Source organism: Nonomuraea sp. GTA35 (assembly GCF_041950525.1).
Taxonomy (GTDB): Bacteria; Actinomycetota; Actinomycetes; order Streptosporangiales; family Streptosporangiaceae; genus Nonomuraea.
The window spans coordinates 1-19,690 of record NZ_JBGNUV010000037.1 but is presented as its reverse complement, the minus strand read 5'-3'; the positions used below and the strand labels follow the sequence as shown (position 1 = coordinate 19,690).

At 66.2% G+C, this 19,690-nt stretch carries 19 protein-coding genes and 4 pseudogenes; 12 read left to right on the top strand and 11 right to left on the bottom strand.

Annotated elements, in window-relative coordinates:
* Positions 1–431 precede the first annotated feature (431 nt).
* Positions 432–962 carry an SUKH-4 family immunity protein gene (locus ACBJ32_RS58825; RefSeq protein WP_375134309.1) on the bottom strand — a complete coding sequence of 177 codons (531 nt, stop codon included), beginning with the start codon at positions 960–962 and terminating at the stop codon, positions 432–434.
* A gap of 254 nt (positions 963–1,216) precedes the next feature.
* On the opposite strand from ACBJ32_RS58825, the gene ACBJ32_RS58820 reads away from it, so the two are divergent.
* A complete protein-coding gene (locus tag ACBJ32_RS58820) occupies positions 1,217–1,621 on the top strand; it encodes an integrase core domain-containing protein (RefSeq protein ID WP_375134311.1) in 405 nt (134 codons plus the stop codon).
* A 315-nt stretch (positions 1,622–1,936) separates the two neighbouring features.
* Here ACBJ32_RS58820 and ACBJ32_RS58815 read toward each other — a convergent pair.
* Positions 1,937–2,302, bottom strand: a pseudogene (locus ACBJ32_RS58815) (saccharopine dehydrogenase NADP-binding domain-containing protein); the annotation flags it as partial.
* Between the two features lie 1,966 nt (positions 2,303–4,268).
* Positions 4,269–4,595, bottom strand: coding sequence for a helix-turn-helix transcriptional regulator (locus ACBJ32_RS58810; RefSeq protein ID WP_375134308.1), 327 nt, complete (start codon positions 4,593–4,595; stop codon positions 4,269–4,271).
* Positions 4,596–4,867: 272 nt separating this feature from the next.
* Here ACBJ32_RS58810 and ACBJ32_RS58805 point away from each other — a divergent pair, with 272 nt between their 5' ends.
* The 3 genes from ACBJ32_RS58805 to ACBJ32_RS58795 all read left to right on the top strand — a co-directional run bounded on the left by ACBJ32_RS58805 (position 4,868) and on the right by ACBJ32_RS58795 (position 7,054).
* Positions 4,868–5,242, top strand: a complete 375-nt coding sequence (locus tag ACBJ32_RS58805) for an STAS domain-containing protein (protein ID WP_375134307.1) — start codon at positions 4,868–4,870, stop codon at positions 5,240–5,242.
* 881 nt (positions 5,243–6,123) lie between these two features.
* Complete coding sequence (locus ACBJ32_RS58800; RefSeq protein ID WP_375134306.1) at positions 6,124–6,474, top strand: STAS domain-containing protein; 351 nt, start codon at positions 6,124–6,126, stop codon at positions 6,472–6,474.
* A gap of 97 nt (positions 6,475–6,571) precedes the next feature.
* Positions 6,572–7,054 carry an ATP-binding protein gene (locus ACBJ32_RS58795; RefSeq protein ID WP_375134305.1) on the top strand — a complete coding sequence of 161 codons (483 nt, stop codon included), beginning with the start codon at positions 6,572–6,574 and terminating at the stop codon, positions 7,052–7,054.
* A 41-nt stretch (positions 7,055–7,095) separates the two neighbouring features.
* Here ACBJ32_RS58795 and ACBJ32_RS58790 read toward each other — a convergent pair whose 3' ends face one another.
* From ACBJ32_RS58790 to ACBJ32_RS58780, 3 genes and pseudogenes are all read right to left on the bottom strand, one after another.
* Positions 7,096–7,503 (bottom strand): Sua5 family C-terminal domain-containing protein, encoded by a 408-nt coding sequence (locus ACBJ32_RS58790; RefSeq protein WP_375134310.1) that lies wholly within the window; start codon positions 7,501–7,503, stop codon positions 7,096–7,098.
* 63 nt (positions 7,504–7,566) lie between these two features.
* A pseudogene (locus ACBJ32_RS58785) lies at positions 7,567–8,126 on the bottom strand (L-threonylcarbamoyladenylate synthase); the annotation flags it as partial.
* A 191-nt stretch (positions 8,127–8,317) separates the two neighbouring features.
* Positions 8,318–8,950: a carbonic anhydrase gene (locus ACBJ32_RS58780; RefSeq protein ID WP_375134304.1), complete on the bottom strand. Its 633-nt coding sequence runs from the start codon at positions 8,948–8,950 to the stop codon at positions 8,318–8,320.
* A gap of 525 nt (positions 8,951–9,475) precedes the next feature.
* On the opposite strand from ACBJ32_RS58780, the gene ACBJ32_RS58775 reads away from it, so the two are divergent.
* Positions 9,476–10,405: a hypothetical protein gene (locus ACBJ32_RS58775; protein WP_375134303.1), complete on the top strand. Its 930-nt coding sequence runs from the start codon at positions 9,476–9,478 to the stop codon at positions 10,403–10,405.
* A 125-nt stretch (positions 10,406–10,530) separates the two neighbouring features.
* A complete protein-coding gene (locus ACBJ32_RS58770) occupies positions 10,531–11,154 on the top strand; it encodes a hypothetical protein (protein ID WP_375134302.1) in 624 nt (207 codons plus the stop codon).
* Here the strand turns inward: ACBJ32_RS58770 and ACBJ32_RS58765 are convergent.
* Positions 11,121–11,630, bottom strand: coding sequence for a tyrosine-type recombinase/integrase (locus ACBJ32_RS58765; protein WP_375134301.1), 510 nt, complete (start codon positions 11,628–11,630; stop codon positions 11,121–11,123). The two genes, ACBJ32_RS58770 and ACBJ32_RS58765, sit on opposite strands and share 34 nt — an antisense overlap.
* A gap of 146 nt (positions 11,631–11,776) precedes the next feature.
* A protein-coding gene (locus tag ACBJ32_RS58760; RefSeq protein ID WP_375134300.1) for an IS3 family transposase occupies positions 11,777–12,942 on the bottom strand; the annotation gives its coding sequence in 2 pieces (ribosomal slippage) (positions 11,777–12,681 and positions 12,681–12,942; 1,167 coding nt in all).
* A gap of 336 nt (positions 12,943–13,278) precedes the next feature.
* Here ACBJ32_RS58760 and ACBJ32_RS58755 point away from each other — a divergent pair.
* Both ACBJ32_RS58755 and ACBJ32_RS58750 read left to right on the top strand, forming a co-directional pair.
* Positions 13,279–13,842 (top strand): RNA polymerase sigma factor, encoded by a 564-nt coding sequence (locus ACBJ32_RS58755; protein ID WP_375134299.1) that lies wholly within the window; start codon positions 13,279–13,281, stop codon positions 13,840–13,842.
* A complete protein-coding gene (locus ACBJ32_RS58750; protein WP_375134298.1) occupies positions 13,842–14,777 on the top strand; it encodes a CU044_5270 family protein in 936 nt (311 codons plus the stop codon). Before ACBJ32_RS58755 ends, ACBJ32_RS58750 begins: the two co-directional genes overlap by 1 nt.
* Positions 14,778–14,914: 137 nt before the next feature.
* Here the strand turns inward: ACBJ32_RS58750 and ACBJ32_RS58745 are convergent.
* The 3 genes and pseudogenes from ACBJ32_RS58745 to ACBJ32_RS58735 all read right to left on the bottom strand — a co-directional run bounded on the left by ACBJ32_RS58745 (position 14,915) and on the right by ACBJ32_RS58735 (position 17,097).
* Positions 14,915–15,416, bottom strand: a pseudogene (locus ACBJ32_RS58745) (Tn3 family transposase).
* The gene (locus ACBJ32_RS58740; RefSeq protein WP_375134297.1) at positions 15,416–16,495 is read right to left on the bottom strand and encodes a Tn3 family transposase; all 1,080 of its coding nucleotides are present in this window, start codon (positions 16,493–16,495) and stop codon (positions 15,416–15,418) included. The pseudogene ACBJ32_RS58745 and the gene ACBJ32_RS58740 overlap by 1 nt, the downstream one beginning before the upstream one ends.
* Complete coding sequence (locus ACBJ32_RS58735; protein ID WP_375134296.1) at positions 16,453–17,097, bottom strand: hypothetical protein; 645 nt, start codon at positions 17,095–17,097, stop codon at positions 16,453–16,455. The genes ACBJ32_RS58740 and ACBJ32_RS58735 overlap by 43 nt, the downstream gene beginning before the upstream one ends.
* A gap of 631 nt (positions 17,098–17,728) precedes the next feature.
* Between ACBJ32_RS58735 and ACBJ32_RS58730 the strand changes: the two genes are divergently transcribed.
* The 4 genes and pseudogenes from ACBJ32_RS58730 to ACBJ32_RS58715 all read left to right on the top strand — a co-directional run.
* Positions 17,729–18,100 carry a hypothetical protein gene (locus tag ACBJ32_RS58730; protein WP_375134295.1) on the top strand — a complete coding sequence of 124 codons (372 nt, stop codon included), beginning with the start codon at positions 17,729–17,731 and terminating at the stop codon, positions 18,098–18,100.
* Entirely contained in the window at positions 18,097–18,306 is a 210-nt protein-coding gene (locus ACBJ32_RS58725; RefSeq protein WP_375134294.1) for a hypothetical protein, read from the top strand. Before ACBJ32_RS58730 ends, ACBJ32_RS58725 begins: the two co-directional genes overlap by 4 nt.
* 235 nt (positions 18,307–18,541) lie before the next feature.
* The gene (locus ACBJ32_RS58720) at positions 18,542–18,808 is read left to right on the top strand and encodes a hypothetical protein (protein WP_375134293.1); all 267 of its coding nucleotides are present in this window, start codon (positions 18,542–18,544) and stop codon (positions 18,806–18,808) included.
* 474 nt (positions 18,809–19,282) lie between these two features.
* Positions 19,283–19,564: pseudogene (locus ACBJ32_RS58715) on the top strand (transposase); the annotation flags it as partial.
* Positions 19,565–19,690 lie beyond the last annotated feature (126 nt).

Genomic DNA, 19,690 nt, shown 5'->3' with positions numbered 1-19,690 from the left:
AGGGCTCGATGAACTCCCACTCCACATCCGTCAATTGCACTCGCGTCACGCAAAACGATCTACCGGATCGGACCCCGAAACGAGGGCGGATCCCGCAGATTGATCACAACCAAATACACGCCCTAGTACCAGCCTGGATAGTTCCGCTGCCGCGATAGGACGGAAACGAACGGACAGGCAGCGCCTCCTCCAGAGTCACGCTCGCCAGCCGCTCCAACCCAACGAGCTGCTCCACGCCATCAGCGACGACGTAGGTCACCTTGAATTCGCTTATCACATTCCATGACTTAGCGCTCACAACTCACATCATGGCCACATCCGTGACCTCATCTTCCGCCCCCTCAGCACCCCCGGCGTTTTGACACGGGCTGCGGATGTCATCTGGACCTACCACCACAGCCGCCCGCACGCCGCCCTCCAAGCCACGGTTCTCAAGGCCGGCAGAGCTCCATGGCGATGGACCACCAGTCGTCCGGCTGTTCGAAGGCGAACGGGTCCAAGGCCCTCAGCCGGCTCGACAGTTCGCGGAAGGACTCGTCACGAACAGCCGGATCGGCGGCCGAACGGACTTCGTGGAGCTTGATCTGATAGAGGAATTCGATGAACTCGCCCAGGTTGTTCACGATTTCGCCTTTCGGGCGAGGTCCGTCCAACTGGGCCAGCATGATGAAGCCTTCGTACGCGCTTACCGAGAAGCGCATGCCGGGATCGCCGGGCGGCCCTCCGATGATCACTTCTCGGTGGTCCATGCCGTTGGAGGTGGTGACGTCGATGACGGTCAGGAACTCCGGTCCGCCCACGACCTCGGTGGTGAAGAATGGAGAGCTGTTGACGGGAAGCCCGACGACCCCCAGCGCTTCGGCGTCCTTCGGAACGAGCCCGAACTTCTCGAGCTCCATCGCCGACGCCGTGAATAGGTTCGCACTACCGTAGAGCGCTGCCATTTCCTCGTGTGTGGGCACGTCATTCCTTAGTCTTCTGCCGGACGTCGAGCAAGCTTCCGACGAAGATCCAGTCAAGGCCGTCGGCGCCCGTCCACACCGGCAATCTTACAGATGGTTGATCAGGTGGATGGGCTGACCGTCTTCCTTGCGCGTGATGACGATGGCGAGCGTCTGCCCCGGGGTAAGGCACGGCGCAGCAGGAGCAGACGGACATGACGAGGTCGTCTTCGGCGAGAGTCTGACCCTGCGGGTGCCGAGGCCGCAACCTCGCCATGGACCTGCAAGATATGGGTAGCTCGGCCAAGTTCCTCATCCGTGACCGGGACGCCAAGTTCGCCGCGGCCTTCGACGCGGTGCTGGCCGATGCCGGACTACCCATCGTCAAGAGCGGTGTCCGGAGACCGCGAATGCATGCAATCACGGAGCGGTGGATCCAGACCTGCCGACGCGAACTGCTGGACCGGACGTTGATCTGGAACCAGCACCACCTTCTGCACGCGCTGCGCGAGTTCGAAACCTTCCACAACGAACACCGACCGCATCGGGCTCTCCGCCAGGCAGCTCCGCTCCGACCGCTTCCCATTCCCAACGCTGACCCAGTCCAGATCACGGTGCTCGACATCCATCGACGTGATCGACTTGGAGGCATCCTGAAGGAGTATCGGCATGCGGCTTGACCTGGCCGGATGATTAATCGGCACCCGCAGCCCCAGCGGACCACCCTCACAAGACAACGCCCGCCCAGCGAACAGCCTGCGCTCGAACAGCACACGCAGACGCTTCCCGCGCAGCGGATGGAACGGGTGAGTGATCGTGACGAACGATTCCGAAACCTCGCTCCTTCTGCGTGAACGCGCAGTCCGCGGGGCACGTGGGAATGCCGAGCGGGCGGAGCTTGCGGGATTGCTGGCTTTCGGGATGTGCACCCGCCTGACCGCGCGCGGCTTCCAGGAACCAACCGTGGCGTTCACGCGCACCGCCACCCCGGCCCTGGCCTCGGAGGTCAGCGCGACCTCCCCGTCGATGCCCGCGGTCTTGCGGCCAGCGTTGCGCTGCGTCACCTGCCGCACGCAATGAGCGTGTTGGCCCGGCTTCGCAGCGAGCTGCTCGCCTGAGGTGTCGACGTAGTGGCAGCCTGCGGCGATCGCGGCGCGGACCACGGCCTCACCTGAGGAGGTGAAGGGTCCGGCGCAGTTGATGACGGCGTCGCAGTCGTGGAACGCGCGCACAAGCGCCTCATGATCGCTGGTGTCGGCCACGCGTCGTTCCGTGTCGGGGAGACCGACCGCCGAGGCGGCCTCCTCCAGACGCGCGAGATCACGTCCGGCCAGGACCGCCTCGATGTCGCGTCGTGCCACGTGGCGGCACGTGCAGTCCTATACGGCAATGCGACAGCGATTATCGCGCGGATGCTCCGTTACGCAGCGCCGAAACAGATGCGTTGGATTCGCTGGCTAACGAGGGCTACAGAACTTATCCATTCCCTCACGGAATCCGTTGTTGTATGCGTCTCTGTAGCCGTAAAAGTAGCCTTGACTGTAGGCGTTACCTTCCTCTACCGACGGCCACGGCTTGTTGCTTGCGGCGCAGTGATCGCGTGTTTGTTTCATGGCAGCCGCGTACCCGTCCGCGCTCCCTTTCTCGTACCCCTTCTGGTACGGAGACGGCGGGTCTGCCGCCATGGCTTGCTGGACGACGTTCGTTCTGCGGCTCTCGATGGTTGACGCCGCGGCAGCCGCTGGTGAGAGCGCCGCCCCGAGAAGAAGGGTCCAGCCGAGGATTATGGATTGCCCAGCGCAACGCATGGTTCCTCACTCTCCTCTACGAGATTAGCGATGAGGCTCTGGGGCAGACGGTTACCTCCCACCAGATGCGCATCCGACATTCACCGGAATGCATCTCTTCGACGGATTCTAGAGGCACGCGCAGGTACACTCAACCTCAACTCTACGACACCGCTCCGAATGAAACTCAATGCCGCAATCCCCAAGGATTCTTTTCATTTTTGCGCTATGGGCTGATTTTGGCTCAGTTGGTGTGACCAGGAGCTGCTGCCGCTCTCTCAGTTCTCAGCCCATCGTCGCCGAATGCATGTTCGTGCGCCACCTGGTTTCACTTCACCTGCTATTCGCCTCTGCCACAGACATCCGCTCGGGTCGGGACATGGGCCCTGCAGTGGGTTGCCCATGCCCCGAAGTGCGGAAGACGGCAGGGCGGGTACTAGGGAGCAGGATCTCCCGGCTTCTCCCCCAGACAGGTCGTGGAAACAATCTTTCCGGCCCTGACGCATCTTTGGCACGGTCCGAACGGTTGGACACCAGCGCTACAGCGTGTGAGCTCCTTCTTCGGCCTCTTCGGCGCCTCGGGAGCCTTTCCCGGCGCGTTTCCACGAGAGCTCTTCTGCTCGCAGTACTGCTTCTTGTAGACGCCCTTCTTGTTCATGCACCACTTGCATCGCTTGCGCTTTCCTTCGCGCCACTCACATGGCCTGCCGTGCAAGGAGGTGGAAGTGCAGACAGTGGATGTGCTGGAGGCGGTGGTCTGGTGGGGCTGATCCTGTGCGGCTGCCGGTGGGGCCAAAGCAGCGGCGGTCACCAGCGTCCCTATGACGAATGCCTTCTTGAGCATGAGACTCCCCCGTTGTTGGTCTCTTGCCTGCACCTTCATGGTGGCCCCTCCGGTGGAGGAGCAGTCAAGAAGCTGGAGGAAATCTCGTGTTTTTCGCGTGAGGGTTTCGCAAGGACGGAAACTGCTTCATCGGATTCTTTGTGCTGGTGTGGGTATTTCTTGCAGGACCCCTCGTCGTGATCGCGCGTCATCCTTCACGCACCCGCCTCCTCGCCGACCAGGTCCCTCGCCTCGGTCTCGCTAACGTGGTGGCTGCAGTTCTCGCACTCGTCGTAGCCGGCCCTCAGTTCCGCTCCAGCTCCCGTAGCGCGCATCCAGGTCAGGCCGCGTGTGTCCGGCCGGGCGCATCATCCATCAGGCGCCACAGCTGTGACTGGGTCTCGGAGCAGGTCGCGATCCGTCGGCCGGCAATGGGCAGGACCATCACGACCGAGGACGTAGGACAGGACGTCATGGACACCCGCGCCAGCGAGTAGCTCCACTCGTAAGTGGCAGTCCCGCCGCGCCTTCGTCCCGGCCTGGTCAACACCGGACGGATGGCTGGGTGCACAGCGTGCTCGCAAGCCCAGGAGTCGAGCCGCCGGATGGCGGCGTGATCTGGCCGCCGGGTGGCGTGGTGATGAGCGCGATGACCTGCTCATGGTCGTCGGCCCTGGTCACGGTCGTCAGCCGCTCTTACAGGACGGGGCACGCCTGTCATGGTGATCGGTCGGTGGAGTGGTGCAGATCCTGGTCGGTGAAGATGCGGATCAGCAGCCGGATGGGCAGGCCTGCCTCGGTGGGGTAGCGGAAGTGCCGGTCGAGGTTGAGGGTGTAGCGGTTGCGCCGGCCGACGCGCTCGCGGGTCAGGTATCCGGCTTGGTGCAGGTCGGTGATGATGGCGTGCACCGCTCGTTCGGTGATGCCCACTTCGGTGGCGATGTCGCGCACCCGCCCGTCGGGGTCGCGGGTGAGCGTCACCAGGACGCGTGCGTGGTGGGTGAGGAAGGTCCAGGTAGGCGGGCGGTCGTCGGGAGCGTTCATGGCTGGTGCCGGCATGGTTGTGGTCGCTTTCTCCACCTCGGCGGCGCGGATCGGGCCGGGCGCGAGGACGCCTCTCCCCCTGTGCACAGATTCTAAGGGTGAAGCTTCTTTCCTGTATCCTGCTTCGGATATAAAGTCATGCCAGGGCTGCGACGGTGCGGACCGCCGGCACAGCCGAGGCCACGATCTTCTTCGCCCGAGGAGGGGTTCATGCCCGCACCATTCGTACGTGCCGGCCGGGCCCGCCCGACGCGCTGAGAGCAGGGCACCGGATGTCGCCGCTGAGCCTGGACAGCCGGCAGCTGGACGGGAACGTGTTCGTGCTGAGCGTGGCCGGCGAGGTCGACGCCACCAACAGCGATCAGCTGCAGTCCTGCCTCGCCCGGCTGTGCGGCCCGGGCCGTCGCCTGGTCCTTGACCTGAGCCGGCTGACCTTCCTGGACAGCAGCGGGCTGCGCGTGCTGCTGACGGCGCACGCCGGTCTTCAGCAGCAGGGCGCCCTGCTGCTGGCCGACGTCCATGACACGCCCGCACACCTGCTGCAGGTCACCGGCGTTTGGGACGCCTTGATCATCCATCCGAGCGTGGAGCAGGCCATCGCCGCGGCGCAGGACGGCCCGACGGCCCCCATGCGGGAGGCGCCCTGAACCTCGCCTGCCGGCACCTGCCCGTCCGACGGCCGGGCGAGCACGTGATCGTGGACGCCAGCGGCTTGTCCTTCCTGGACAACATCGGGCTGAACGTGCTGCTCCAGGCCGCCGATACCGCCCAGGCCCACGGCGCCGCCCCGCCTCTGGCGGCCCTGCAGCCTGGCCTGCACGCCTCCTGGAGGTCACCGGCTCCCACCGGGCGATGCGCATCTACGATCATGTGGAGCAGGCCATCGCCCTCATGCACCTGCCCGGCCATGCCGAACCCACCCAAGGCGCATGACCGCCTGCCCGCCGGTTACGCCCGTCTCGAGCGGTGTGCCGGCGGGCGCGATGGCCGGACGTAACAGGCCGTCCGAATGCGCCGGACCGGTCTTTCTGGTCGTGCGCTTCCAAGATGGCGGCACCGGCGAGGATGCCGCCGCGGTGGCCGAGCGCACGCTGGGACCGTCATTTCTCCACGAGAAGATCGCCCGGTTGTGGCTGAGCAACTATCTGACCTACACCGCCGAGAACCTGGAACGGGACGGCGACCCCGATCGGCCGGCCGACGCCTACCGCCAGGGCGCACGGCAGGTGCGCGCGCATGGCCGTGCCGTCGTCGGCTCCCTCCGGTATGAGGTCCGGCCCGCGCCTCCCGGTAACATCCCGCTGGGCCCAGGACGACCGTCAGCGCGTGCGGTGTCCCTCGCTGGGCACCAACCCTGCGCACCCCTTTCGGCACCTCAGGACCCCGGGGGACGTTACCGAGGCACCATGGGAGTCCCCGTGCACGTGAGCTCGACATGCACACGGCGCACGGGGAGTAAAGGCCCGTAGGCGGGTAGGGGGCTTGAACCCGACCTCACTTTGCCGCCCGGCATGGATTGACCCCCGCCATGACTCACCTGTCGATCGCCGTCAACGACCAGCCCGGCTACAGCGTGGTCAGTCTCGCCGGTGAGCTCGACCGAGACAGCCATCAGCAGCTCAGCCAGGCTCTCGACCCGATCCTGGCGCACACCACACCGAAGATCATCATCGACGCGGAAGACCTGCGCTTCTGCGATTCCAGCGGCTTGCACACCCTGATCACCCGGCAGCGTGCCGCCGAGCTGCGCGGCGGCAGCCTGCGGCTGATCGGCGTGCAAGGCGCGCTGGCCCGCCTGCTGCACATCACCCAGCTGGTCGACCTGTTCCCGCCATATGCCGGTCTGGACGACGCGGCCACCTGGCCACCACACCAGTGAGCCACACGCCCCGGGCTGCCACCGTCCCGGCAAGGTTTTACACTTCGCCATATCGGCATTCAGAGCGGGCAACCCTCAGCCCCCTCCGTTGTGACAGATGGGCAGGTGGTTCACGGCCATGGCCAGTACCGGGGAACTGCGCTGCCCGATCGACGCCGACCTGGCCGCCCTGCGCGAGCGCATACACGCCTACGCCACCGCCGCAGGCCTGACCGGCGCCCGCCTCACCGACCTGCTGCTCGCTGTCAACGAGGCCGCCAGCAACGTGCTCGAGCACGGCGCCGGCTGCGGCACGCTGCACGCCCGCCACGACGATCACGGCATCACCGTGCAGATCACCGACCCAGCCGGCAAGCTGACCGCCGACCACCTGCACCGCATCCCCGACCTACGCGGCCCCGGCGGATTCGGCTTATGGATCATCCACTCTGTCTGCGACCAGGTCCTCCTCGACCACCCCCGAGGCCAATCCCGGCTCACGTTACGCCTACGCCATCCCGCCGCCCCCCAGCAGCCCGTACACATGATCGACGATGAAGGATCCACCCCCGACACTCCCCGGACCGGACCAGGCCCCTGACACTCAGCCGGCGGTACCGGGCGGGGGCGGCGCGGTGCCGATCAGGCGGCGGGCCGTGGTCCTGCGGCGCGGCGCAGCCGGTTGGCGATCGCGGCTCCCAGCCCCTGCTCCGCCGGCGGGGACGCGATGATGAGGTCGCAGCCTTGCCGGTCGAGTTCGCGCAAGAAGGCGTACAGCTCGCGCGCGTAGGCGGGCATCGACGCCGGGACCGCCGCCATGGCGTGCACTTTCACCTCGGCGTCGGCGAAGGCGGGAGGAAGCAGGACGTCCACCTGATGCCCCGATTCCTGCGCGCGTTCCGCTTCGGCGATCACCTGCTCGGGCTCGATCAGGACGACCCGGGCTCGCGGCGCGTAGTGCGAGGGATGCTGGCCGGGCACCCGGACCGTACTCGTGGCGGGGACCGCGAGCGGGCGCCCCAGCGCCGTTTGCAGGTTTTCGCGCGTCACTCCGCCGGGCCGCAGGATGCTCAGCGCCTCGCCCGTGGCATCGACAATGGTGGACTCGACGCCGACCTGGCACGGGCCGCCGTCCAGCACGACATCGACGGCGTCGCCGAGTTCGGCGCGGACGTGGCCGGCCGTGGTGGGGCTGACCGAGCCGAAGCGGTTGGCCGACGGGGCCGCGATGCCGCCGCCGAAGGCCGACAGCAGCGCGAGCGCGACGGGATGGGCGGGCACGCGCACGGCCACCGTCTGCAGGCCGCCGGTCGTCTCCAGCGGCACCCGGCGGCCGCGCCGCAGCACCAGCGTCAACGGCCCTGGCCAAAAGCGTTCGGCCAGCAGCCGCGCGGCGGCGGGCACGTCCGCCACCAGCCGCGCAAATGCTCCACCTCGGCGAGGTGGACGATCAGCGGGTGGGAGGGCGGGCGCCCCTTGGCCTGGAAGACGCGCGTGACGGCGGCGCCGTCGGCGGCGTTGGCACCCAGCCCATAGACGGTCTCGGTCGGGAAGGCCACCAGACCTCCGCCGCGCAGCACTCCGGCCGCCCTGTCGATGGCCGCCCTGTCGATGGCCGCCCTGTCCACGGCCGCACTGTCGATGTCACCAGGTCTTACCGTCACCCTCGCCATCCTTCCACTGCTGTTTGCAGCCGCACTCCGCGCACAGCGACGCGACGATGATCAAAGGCGCTCCGGTGCCCCGCCCGCAAGGTAGAGCAGCCGGCAGCGCCACCACCCATTCAGGGCCCCAACCCTCCTGCCCGAGCACGTGCAATGCCCTGCTCGCCTACGCAATCCGGGGCCGCCACCCAGAGGCGTATCTAGACCGCAGCCCCGCTCAGGCCATGCGCGGCCACCAGCCGGGCGCTGCCGTCGGCCAGCCGATACGACAGGCCCACCACCGCCAGGCGGCCATCGGCCACCCGCTCCGCCAGGACCCGAGAGCGCTCCAGCAGCAGGCCGGCGCTGTGCCGGATGTGCTCATGCAGGATCTGCTCGCCCTGATCGTGTCCGGCGGCGCGGGCCGCCAGCACGCTCGGCATCACCCGCTCTACCACGTCACGGACAAAACCGGCCGGAGTGCTACCGCCGTCCGCGGCGGCACAGGCCGCCGCGATCGCCCCGCACGACTCATGGCCCAAGATCACCACCAGCGGGCAGCCCAGCACGCTCACCCCGAACTCGATGCTGCCCAGCACCTCGGTGCCGGCCACGTGCCCGGCCGTGCGGACCACGAACAGATCACCCAGGCCCCGATCGAAGATGATCTCGGCGGCCAGCCGGGAATCGGAGCAGCCGAACAGCACCGCGAACGGGCGTTGCGCCGGCGCGGTCTCGGCGCGGCGGGCGGCATCTTGGTTGGGGTGCTCCGGCGTACCGGCGACGAACCGCTGGTTGCCCTCCAGCAGCATCGCCAACGCATCATCGGGCGTCAGCCTCAGGATCTCAGTCATGGCCGCAGGCTGCTGGGTATCAGGCCACCGGCCCACGCGCTCAAGCTCCACCAACGCGGCCACTCGATGCCGGAAATCTGCTTCCGGTATTCTGGACACTGCTGGGTCCGGCCAAGCACCGACCATGCTCGGCCCGCTGTTCCTGTCCGAACGCCGCCCAGTCCGGGCCCGGCGGCCGGCCGCCGGCGACATCTGCCCGCACACTGGCCGCGCCCGCCTGGGCTACGACCGTGCCCGCGTCCTGCTGGACAAGTTCGCCGGGCTCGGCCTGCACCAGTTGCGCCACAGCGCCGCCACCCATCTCGGCGAGGCCGAGGTCCCGCTGCAGCTCATCATGGGCAAGACCCGCCACAAGGACCCCCGCACCGCCATGCGCTACGTCGAACCCGGTCCTGAGGCCATCGCCGCCGTCACCGAGCACCTCGCCCCGTCGGCGGCACTGATCGCGGCGGCCCATTCTCACCCGCGCGGCCGCGCGCACCGGGGCGGCCAGAAACCGTCAGCCCCGACCGCTACCGTGTGCGCATGCCCGCACGGTCCAATGACTTCCAGGCGGTCGTCTACTTCATCCGGTCCCATGTCGATGCCGACGCTGTGGTCACCGAGTCGGCGATGCTGCCTGACCGTACAGGGGGCCTGCGTGAAGTCGACGTCCTCATCACCAGCCGTGCTCGTGATGGCAGGCAGGTGCGGATCGGGGTCGAGTGCCGTGACCACCGCCAGAAGCCGGACATTACCTGGGGTGAGCAGGTGGTCACCAAGCACGCGGACCTGGAGCTGGATCAGATGGTGATGGTCTCCTCCAGTGGTTTCACCGCGGGCGCGGTCGCCAAAGCCCGTTACTACGGCATTGAGCTGGTGACGCCGGAAAGGCCGATCCCCGCGGACGGGCCCCTCGGCCGGCTAGGACAGCCGCACCTGGAATTTCGCGACCTGATTCGAGAACGTCTGATCTCCGTCCTCGGCCAGGTCGGCCGGAACGGGGACAGTCAGGCCATTGCCTTGCCCGCGGGCGCCGCGGTCTTCGACGCCGAGGGCATGATGCTGTGCAGCGTCGCCGAGTTGGTGGGGATCTTTCTGGACGGTGCGGACCTGCGCGAGGTGGTGGCTCAGGCTCCCCGCCAGTCGGTGGAGTTGCGCGTACAGGTGTCCGATTTCGTGCTTCGCCGTAACGAGGGCGGCGATCCCATCGAGGTGTTCATCGGCACCCGGGACGGGCACCTACTGCGCTTGACCGACTTCGACGCCGTGCTCGGCGCACGGGTCGAGGCGCGGCCAGTGCTGCTGGCGGCGGCGGAACTCCAAGGGACGGCCTACACCGTCGGCGCGGGACACGTCGGCGATAACCACGCCTTGGTGATCTTCTCCGATACCCCTGCGGGAGAGCGCATGTCGGTCCGGGTCACTGACGCTGATGGTCAGGTCAGCAACTGGATTGCGGATCGCTCGACCTAGACCTTGCGTCCGCACACCTCTCCAGCCGATCCAGAGGCGAACGAAAGGACCTGATTCGCCCTGACTAGATGATTGATGCCAAGGCGTAGCTGCGGAGATAGGGCGAGGGTGTCCAAGCTCGATGTGTGACGAAAGAGTTAAACACCCTCGCAACCGCACTGTACGTGCGGATCGACGATGTGTTGAAGGTCCAGCCGCAACTCGCACCGTGGCGGCCGAAGGTCGGCACCGCGCCGAAACTCAGTGACGCTGAGCTGGTGACCCTGGCAGTGCTGTCGGCGCTGCTGGGCTTCACCTCCGAGCGCCGCTGGCTGCGGTATGCCCGCGCCGAACTGGGCGCGATGTTCCCGCACCTGCCGGGCCAGCCGGGCTACAACCGGCGGCTGCGCAGCGCCTGCAGCTTGGTCCGGCACATGATCCGGATCCTGGCCGCCGATACCTCGTTGTGGAGTGACGACGTCTGGGTGGCCGATTCCACGCCGATCGAGTGCGGCCGCTCGCGGGAGACGGCCCGCCGCTCGGCGCTGGCCGGATGGGCGGAGTACGGCTACTGCGCCTCCCACTCCCGCTACTTCTGGGAGCTGCGGCTGCACCTGCTGTGCACGCTGGGCGGGCTGCCGGTGCTGTTCGCCCTCGCCGGTGCCAAGGCCGATGAGCGCGAGGTCCTGCTCGGCATGCTGCAGGCCGCACCCGACGTCCTGGCCACTCATCCAGATCAGACCTCCGAGGCGCGGGCGCCGCAGACGTAGGCGGTCTCGAACAGCACCCGATCCCGCAGCCGGTCCAGCGGCAGGTCCTTGCGCGGCCGCGGCGAGCAGATCACCGCCAGCACTTTAGCCACGTCGGCGGCCACGGCCGGGCGGGGCAGGCTCTTGGGCACCTTGACCGTGTCGATGCGGTCCATCGGGTTGGCGGCCATGAGGTCGCGGCGGACCGCCCACTTGGCGAAGGAGGCGACGGCGGCGCGCTTACGCTTGCGGCTGGCCGGCGACAGGTCGGCGAGCTCGGCCAGGAAGGCCCGGATCGGCGCGGCGGTCAGCGCGCCGATCTCCTCGCCGTGGTGGGCGGCGAAAGTGATCAGGTCGCCGCGGTAGGCGCGCCGGGTGTGGACGGAGGCGCCGGCGTTGGCCAGGTCGGTGAGGAAATCGTCCAGGTGCCGGGCGAGCGGGTGGGAGCGGCCGAGCTGCTCGACGATGACCGGATCGATGCGGTACGCCTCCACCATCCGCCGAGTTGCCAGATAACCGGGGAAACGAAGCCTCCACGCCGGGCGACGGTCGCCCAGCTCGCGCCACCCCATTGATCGCTACCTTGCCAGATAACGGAGTAACATGCCCCACGTTTTCCGGACACCGGAGTAAATAAACTATATCATGCAGCGGCTCGCCTATCGAACCATTCCTCGAGAACTTCCAGCGGCGGCCGATATCCCAACACAGAATGCAGGCGCCGACGATTATAGAAGCCCTCTATATACTTGATCACAGCCATACGCGCTTCCGCCACACTCGTGAAGCTGCGATGATGAACGAACTCCGTCTTCAGCTTGCCGAAAAACGACTCCGCCATTGAGTTGTCAAAACAGATCCCAGTCCGCCCGACCGACTGCCTCAAGCCATGCCGGTTCAACGTGACGGCGTACTCGTGAGACATATATTGACTGCCCCTGTCCGAGTGAAAAATCGCTCCAACGGGAATATCGACCCGCGTCGCGGCCATGTCGAGGGCAGCGCACACCAAACCGGCCGGATATCGCACATCCAACGCCCAGCCGATCACCGCCTTCGAAAAACAATCAATGACAGTAGCCAGATAGAGCGGCCCTTCTCCAGTCTTGATCTCAGTGATATCGCCGACCAGCTTGGCTCCGGGTTCCTCAGCGGTGAAGTCGCGGCCCACCAGGTCCGGGATGGGGCCAGCCGCCCTGTCCGCGACGGTCAGCCCACGTCGCCGCTTGACCTGCACCGGCGTCAGGCCCAGGTCCCGCATCAACGCACGCACCAGCTCGTCGTCGACCTCGATCCCCATCCGCGCCAGCGCCGCATGCACCCGCCGGTAACCGTACGTCCGCCCCGATTCGGCGAACACCTCCTCGATCAACGGTTTAAGGTCCTCACGACGCCGCTTCCCGGCCGACATCGGCCGATCCCTCCATTCGTAATAGCCCGATCTCGAAACCCCGAGCAGACGGCACATCATGGGCAGGCTGAAGTTAGCCTCCTCCGCGTGGATCAGCGAGAACTTCTCGCCCGCTACTGCTCCCTCGCAAAGAAGGCCGCGCATTTTTTCAAGAAGGCGTTCTCCTGCTCAAGTTCCGCGATCCGACGTTCCATCTCGCGCACCCTTGCGCGCTCCGCGGCATCCCGAGCCGGCTCGGTGTTCCCCGACCGGCGGCGCTTCTCCTTGGCCACCCAGTTCCGCACGGTCTCCCGCGATACACCGAAATCCTTGGCGGCTTGCCCAATCGTCGACCGCTCGTCCAAGACAGCCTTGACGACCTCGTCCTTGAACTCCTCTGAATAGTTCTTCCCCGCCACGAACCCTTCCTTCCAGACCAGTCAGCACCCTACTTGGCACCGTGTCCGGAAGATCAGGGGCACCTCAGAGGTTATCCCGCAACCCTTCCGCACGTCTCTGGCATCCCGAATCGACAGCCCTCCGTCAGTGTCCTCACCGAGAATCTCGCGCAGCGTGCTCCCGAGTGCGGTATCGACCAGCACGTCCATCTCTGCCAGCGGAACCCGGGGGGTAGTGCCTACACCTGCCGCCTGTGGGCGGCGGCATCACATTTCCGCCGTGTCACAGCTTTGGGGAACCTGGTGACGCCCTTCGGGAGACAGCACGGTGAAATACCTACTCACGAAGGAGAGGCGTTGAGTGCTGAGACGGTCGAGATCGACGATGGAGAACTGATTCGTCGTTCGGCGCACGACCCAGAGCAGTTCGCGGCGCTGTTCGACCGCTACGCCCAGCAGATCCATCTGTACGCGGCTCGGCGGCTCGGCACGCAGACCGCCGACGACATCGTGGCCGAGACGTTCCTGGCGGCCTTCCGCAGGCGCGGGACGTATGACACGTCGTTCGCGCTGGCCAGGCCTTGGTTGTACGGGATCGCCACCACGTTGATCGCCAGACATCGGCGGCAGGAGGAACGGCTGCTGCGGGCGCTGAGCCGCACCAAAGTGGACCCTCTGCCGGAGGCACTGGACGACACCGTGGCGCGCCGGGTGGCGGCGCAGGGCAGGGAGCGTGAGCTGGCGGGGGCGCTGGCGTCGCTGCCCTGTGGGCATCGGGACGTGCTGCTGCTGGTGGCGTGGGAGGACATGTCGTACGAGGAAGTGGCGCGGGCGCTGGACATCTCTGTGGGGACTGTGCGGTCACGGCTGCACCGGGCGCGGAAGAAGGCCAGGAACGTGCTAGGGGATGAGGAGCTGTAGTGAACGAGCTGAAGGAGTTTCGCCGGAACACCCCGGCGATGACTGACAACGCCGCGACTGCTGCCAAGGCGCGGCTGATGACAGCGATCCACGAACCGGAGGCAGTGCGCAAGCCGGCCGCGTCCGGGACGAGAAGGTTCGGCTGGCGGATCGCGGTGGCGGCGGCTCTGGCCCTGGTCGTCGGCGGGACCATCGTGACGCTCAGGGACCAGCCGGACATGGCGCCGGTGGCCAGCGTGGCCGAGCTCGGCGAGCGTGCGGCCAGCGCGGCCGAGAACGACCCGACGCCCGCGCCGGGACCCGCTCAGTGGCTCTACACCAAGGAACTGCAGCTGGCCGGCATCGAGGCTGACGTTGACCGGGACCGGCGCGCCACCTGGGAACGGTGGACCAGCGTGGACGGCAAGCAGTCGGCCTGGTACCAGGGCGGCAAGCTGATGTTCCAGGGCAGCGCGGTCTTCAACCCGGCTGAGCTCGCCAAAGCTCCTGTCAGCCCGGCTGGGGTGATCGCCAGGATCAAGGCGGCCATCCTCGAGGAGGACCGCCGGGGGCCGCAGGAGCTGAAGGGCCACGTCCCGCCGGTGATGCTCTTCATGGAGATCAACCAGCTCATCTCCGAGCAGTGGCTCGCCCCTGAGGTGCGGGCCGCGCTCTTCCGTGCGCTGCCTGCGATCAAGGGCATTACCATGACCGAGGACGTGCCCGTGGCCGACGGACGGCGAGGCGTGGCCTTCAGCCTCGACGACGATGGGGCACGGAACTCTCTCGTCCTGGACCCGCAGACCTTCCGGTATCTGGGCACCAACTCGACGCGGCTGCAGGACCGGACGTACGAGCGCGCCGATGGCAGTAAGGAGACCTTCAACGCAGGCACGGTGAGCCTGACCTCCCAGCTGGAAGCCATGATCGTGGACCAGCCCGGCCGGCGCTCCTGATCGCAGCAGAATCAGGCCCCGACGACGATAACCAGGGCGGGGGTCCAACCGACGCCCTGGTACACCGCACTGTCAGGAAGACCAGGAAGACCCCGGTGCTGCAGTGACCTGGCGTCAACGCAGTCTCCGAGGCCCCCTTATACCTCCGGAGGAGGCGGTGGCCCGGTCAGGTCCAGCCGCCGGTCGCGGCACAACTGCACCGTCCCGTACGGCGTCATGTTCGTGGTGAACAGCGGAGTCAAACCGCGGCGGTCGACGTCGGTGAGCACCTCCGCCCACTCCGGCTCAGCAAGGCAGTCTTGAATCATCAGGGTATTGATGTAGCCGAGGCTGCTCTGCAAGATCATCAAGCAGAGCATCGGCACCTCCTGCTCCTCGCGCCTATTTGAGGCCAGCTCCCCGCGCTTACCGGATGTAATCGTTGACCCCGTTGTAGTTCTCCACCACGTTCAGCCCGGACTCGGTCTCATGCTGCAGGTCCCGGTCACGGAGCCAGCGAGCTAGGAAAATGGTTCTCTGGGTACACTCCACCTCCAGCATCGCCGAGTAGGCCGGGTGAGTGGTCTCGCCCTGGAAACGGCGTAGCAGGGCCTCGGTGGAGGCAGTGCCCTGCCGGATCGCCGTCGCATACTTGATCATCAGATCGTAGTTGTTCTCGATGTGTCGGGGCGGATAGGCCGGGTCAGCGCCGGGCGCAGCAGGGGGTACGCGAACCGGTCTCCTCGGCCCGGCAGGTACAGCTTCATCACGTTGATCTGTTTGAAGCGGGCGACCAGGTCGAAGTTCAGCAAGCGGGTGATGCCGAACCCGATGAGGCTGGTTACGTGGGAATCCACATGGTTGGTCTCCACGTTCATGTTCGTCTCGTGCTGCATCGCCTCCTCGACCATGGCATGCACCTCCGAGGCCGAACACGCCAGGTGCTGGCTGTAAATGGCCATCGCTCCCGCGGTCTCGACCGTCCAGTAGATCAGCACGCCCCGTTTGGCCCGCTTGTACCGCGAGTGGTACTCGGTGAAAATGTTCTGGTCGTAGGCGGAGAAGTGGGTGGAGTCGGAGGCCACCGCGGTGGTGCCCTCACCCCACAGGGCGCTTTGCCGGGCGGCGAAGGTGGCATTGGCATTGGCGATGGTGTTGGCCACCTGCCGTGCCCCGGGCACCGACAGGAACCAGCGGCGGCAGTACCGCAGGTCCTCCTCGCTATAGGGGTGTTCGCCGGCGGCCACCGACCGGATCCCGGCGCCGGCGCCCAGCGCATAGATGACCAGCAGCATGCGCTCGAAGAACTCGGTCGGGTCCATTCCCAGCCGGGTGCCGGCCGGGATCAGGGCGTCCAGGCAGCCGGTGCGCAGCGCGGTCTCGGTGAGCATGTCCAGCAGCGGCACCACGCCCCAGCGGGGGCGCACCGCGGCCTTGAGCTTGCGCAGGCTGCGCGGCTCGGGCAGCGGATCCAGCGGCGAGAGCACGATCGCGCCGCCCTTCTTACGCTCGACGATTTCCAGCCACGGCAGTGACGGCAGGGCATCGTGCAGCAGCGACAGCTCGGCGTCCATCTCCTCCAGCAACTCGGCGGTGAACAGCTTGGCCTGGAGCGGTTTGCGCAGCCGGGCGTAGTTCTCCGGCTCTGTCTCACTCTCGATGATCCCGTCACGGAGCGTGTTATCGGTGGCGGCTACTATCTGCGGTCCAAATAGTCCGGCCTGCGTTGCAGCCACCACCAGCGCTCGCCCAGCCCAGTACACCGGTAATACGCCTGGAAGCCGGTTCCCTTGAGCTCACATGGGTTCACCCGCGCCGCATCAGGCCGATCGTAGACGTAGAGAAACGAGTTCTCCGGCACCTCGTCGTACGACAGGCCGAGGATGAGAAAACGTCCGGGATGAGAGTTGAAGAAACCCTCCTCCGCAGCGCTCCGCCCGGGGGCCAGATGGTCGAACCGGCCCGGCAGCTCAACCCACCCGCCCTCAGGCATATCCGTCTTCAGTTTTCTGCCCTCGGCCAGTACGGCCAGGGCAGCGAAGCTGCTGTGATGTGCCGCGAACCATGTTCGCGCGAAGATGCCGTTCCAGGGGAGAAGTGCAACGAGGACAGTCAGTCCGATTATCCCCGTAATCGCCACGTATTTTCTGACACTGCCGCCACGTGCGAGCAGCACCCATACCATCGTGGAGATCGCCGCGACGACGTGTGCCGACATCAGGATGAGCTGCTCGAGGTGACGGTCGTCGTACTCGAGCCACAGAAGGTACCGGCCTGTGATGACCACAAGCCAGCTCAGCACGCTGATCACGCCTAAGGCATGGGACCGGCTTTTGATCATGCATCTCAGCCTAGGCCACACCCTGTGCACTGCGGCTGGCCGAGCGCTGGTGGACGAACAACGCCCCCGCGACGAGCCGCCATGGTGGCGCCGGGATCCGAGTGCAGGCATGCTTGCTCGCCGGCGCATGCAGCACAATGAACCGACTCACCAGTTACCGATCATCGAGAGTGAGCCAAAGCCTGCAAAAGTAGCCGCAGGTGGCCGGGTTGAGGGGCTCTGACCCACTCTCGATGATCTCGGTGACAGAGCGTGGAGTTGTCAGGAGTAGCGGAGGACGCGGGCTCGTAGAAGGTCGAAGTTGGCACGGCCGAACATCTGCCTCTTCAAGAGTGGACGGCTCGCGCTACGAGCGTGCCGAGTTGGCTGCGAGCCTCGGAGATGCCCAGCGCTTCGGTAGCCATGTCGTGGTGCTCCCTGCGTGTCTTGGTGGATGTCTCCACCATACGGGAAGCTGGACAGCCAGCGCAGGGAGCCCAGCATGTACATGTTGGACAACGGTCTCATTTTATTACCGGGAATGTTGGTTCCGCCTATAAAACCGCCATGATCATGGAGAACGGCCCGCCCCGGACTGCGACCCCGAGCGCGGCCGAGACGTAAGCCCCAGGACGTAGTAAAGGGCCCAAACGTGCAACCAACGGACATCCAGCTCGTGCCGCTCGACGCCGACGAGACCACGCTCAAGAGCCACCTCGACGCCTCGCCCGCCTGGACGCGCACCGGCGGCACCAACGTCGTAGCGGCCTACCGCCACGACGACCCGAGGTACGGCGCATACCGCGTGTTCGTCCCCATCCACGATGACCCGGACTTCCCGCCGGACCCGGACGACGACCACGAGGAGTGCGCCAGGGCCGCGTACGCGATCAACGCCGTCGCCCTGCGGCTGCCGACCGAGACGCACCACGAGGTCATCGACCGCCTCGTGGCCATCTACCAGGCCGCCGAGCCCGGCTCTCCCATCGCCCTCATCGCATCCGGACAGGTGGAACCCGAATGAGCACCCCCACGACCGAGATCGCCGACCTGGCCGCCGCGTCCGGCCTGCCCGACAGCCACTTGATCAGGAACCTGAACGGCTTGACCTGGCACGTTTTCCGGCCTCTCGCGGAGGCGTCGATCCACACGATCGGCGACCTTAAGGCCCGCACCGACGCCGACCTCAAACTCCCGGTGTCCTGTCTCGCTGGACTTGAGGCAGTCTGATCGATCATGAGGCATCCTGCCGCTTTTCTCACCTATCTAAGTCATGGTCGCTAAGGTGTAGGCCACCATCCTGGGTGATCTTCCGAGCGGGTGGGTGCTCAAGCGTCGCGGGCGACTGGGTTTGAGGTGCTGCACCTGGAGGTGGGCGGTCGTGGTCTGGTAAAGCGGCAGAACCCGCTGATGCACTGCTGGAGCGCTGGTTCGAGAGGGGCCTGAATTGCCAATGGGGCGACGGATGTCGATGCTGCTTGGGTTGCCGGGCTTCGGCCTAGTCGCCTTGGCGCTGGGAATTTATCTCGGTCCATCCAACAGCTTCGGGCTCGGCCCGCTCGCAGTGACCGGATACATCGTCGGCGCGGCTCTTGTCGGAGGGGCCCTCATCCTCCGGTACGAGCTTGGTGTGGTGAAGTCGGTCCTGGTTCTGTTCAGTGTAGGCACGACGGCCTTCTTCGTTGCCGCTCTGGCCTTCCTTGCCAGATTCTTCCTCTACTGGGAGTTCTGATCACCACGTGATCGAACCGGCACGGAGACCAACTTTCTACCGCATTGCCTCATGATCGACGAGACGACCCCACTCGACGTTGTCTCATCCAATCTGAGGCACCGCAGGTGAGAGATGCCCTATGCCTCAAGTTCAACGAGACAGGACACCCGGGGTTCGCCGCCGGGCGCCGCGCCAAGCTCAAGGCCGCCCTGACCGCAGCGAGCGAGGGAGCAACCTCCTGATAAGCACCAGCGACCGCCCCGTCTCAGTGGGCATCTAATGATTGATTGTCAGGGTTCGTGCTGATTTCGGCCTGGCCCGAGATGTCGGGATTGACGGGCTTTCGCCACGTATGGCCTGTCCGAGCAAGGGCCATCGAACTGGCATTTTGCCTGATGACACACATCCTGCCCGTCCGATCCCGGGATGCCCGACAATCGCCCGACCCGACACGTGCGAGCCTTCTACGGCGACAGCTGCTACAGGAGGGCTATGACTGCACGCTGCCCCTACCCCTCGGATCTGTCCGACGCCCGCTGGGCGTTACTCGAGCCGGCCCTGAGCGCCTGGCGAGCCGCACGCATGCAGGCTCGCGCGCGGGCCGGGATCACCGTCCCCGACCCGTCGACCAGCCTGCGGGACATCTTCGACGCCATCCTCTACCTCAACCGCACCGGCATCGCCTGGAAGTACCTACCCCACGACTTCCCGCCCCGCACGACCGTGTACTACTACTTCTCCGCCTGGGCCAAGGAAGGCACCTTCGAGCAGTTAGAGGTCCTAACAAAATGATCTAGGCCGTATCCCGCGACACTGCCGGTCGTTGATCTTCGTGTGAAGAAAGGCGAGCAACTGCCGTGGATCGTGCCGGACAGTCTGTGGGAACGGATCGAGCCGCTG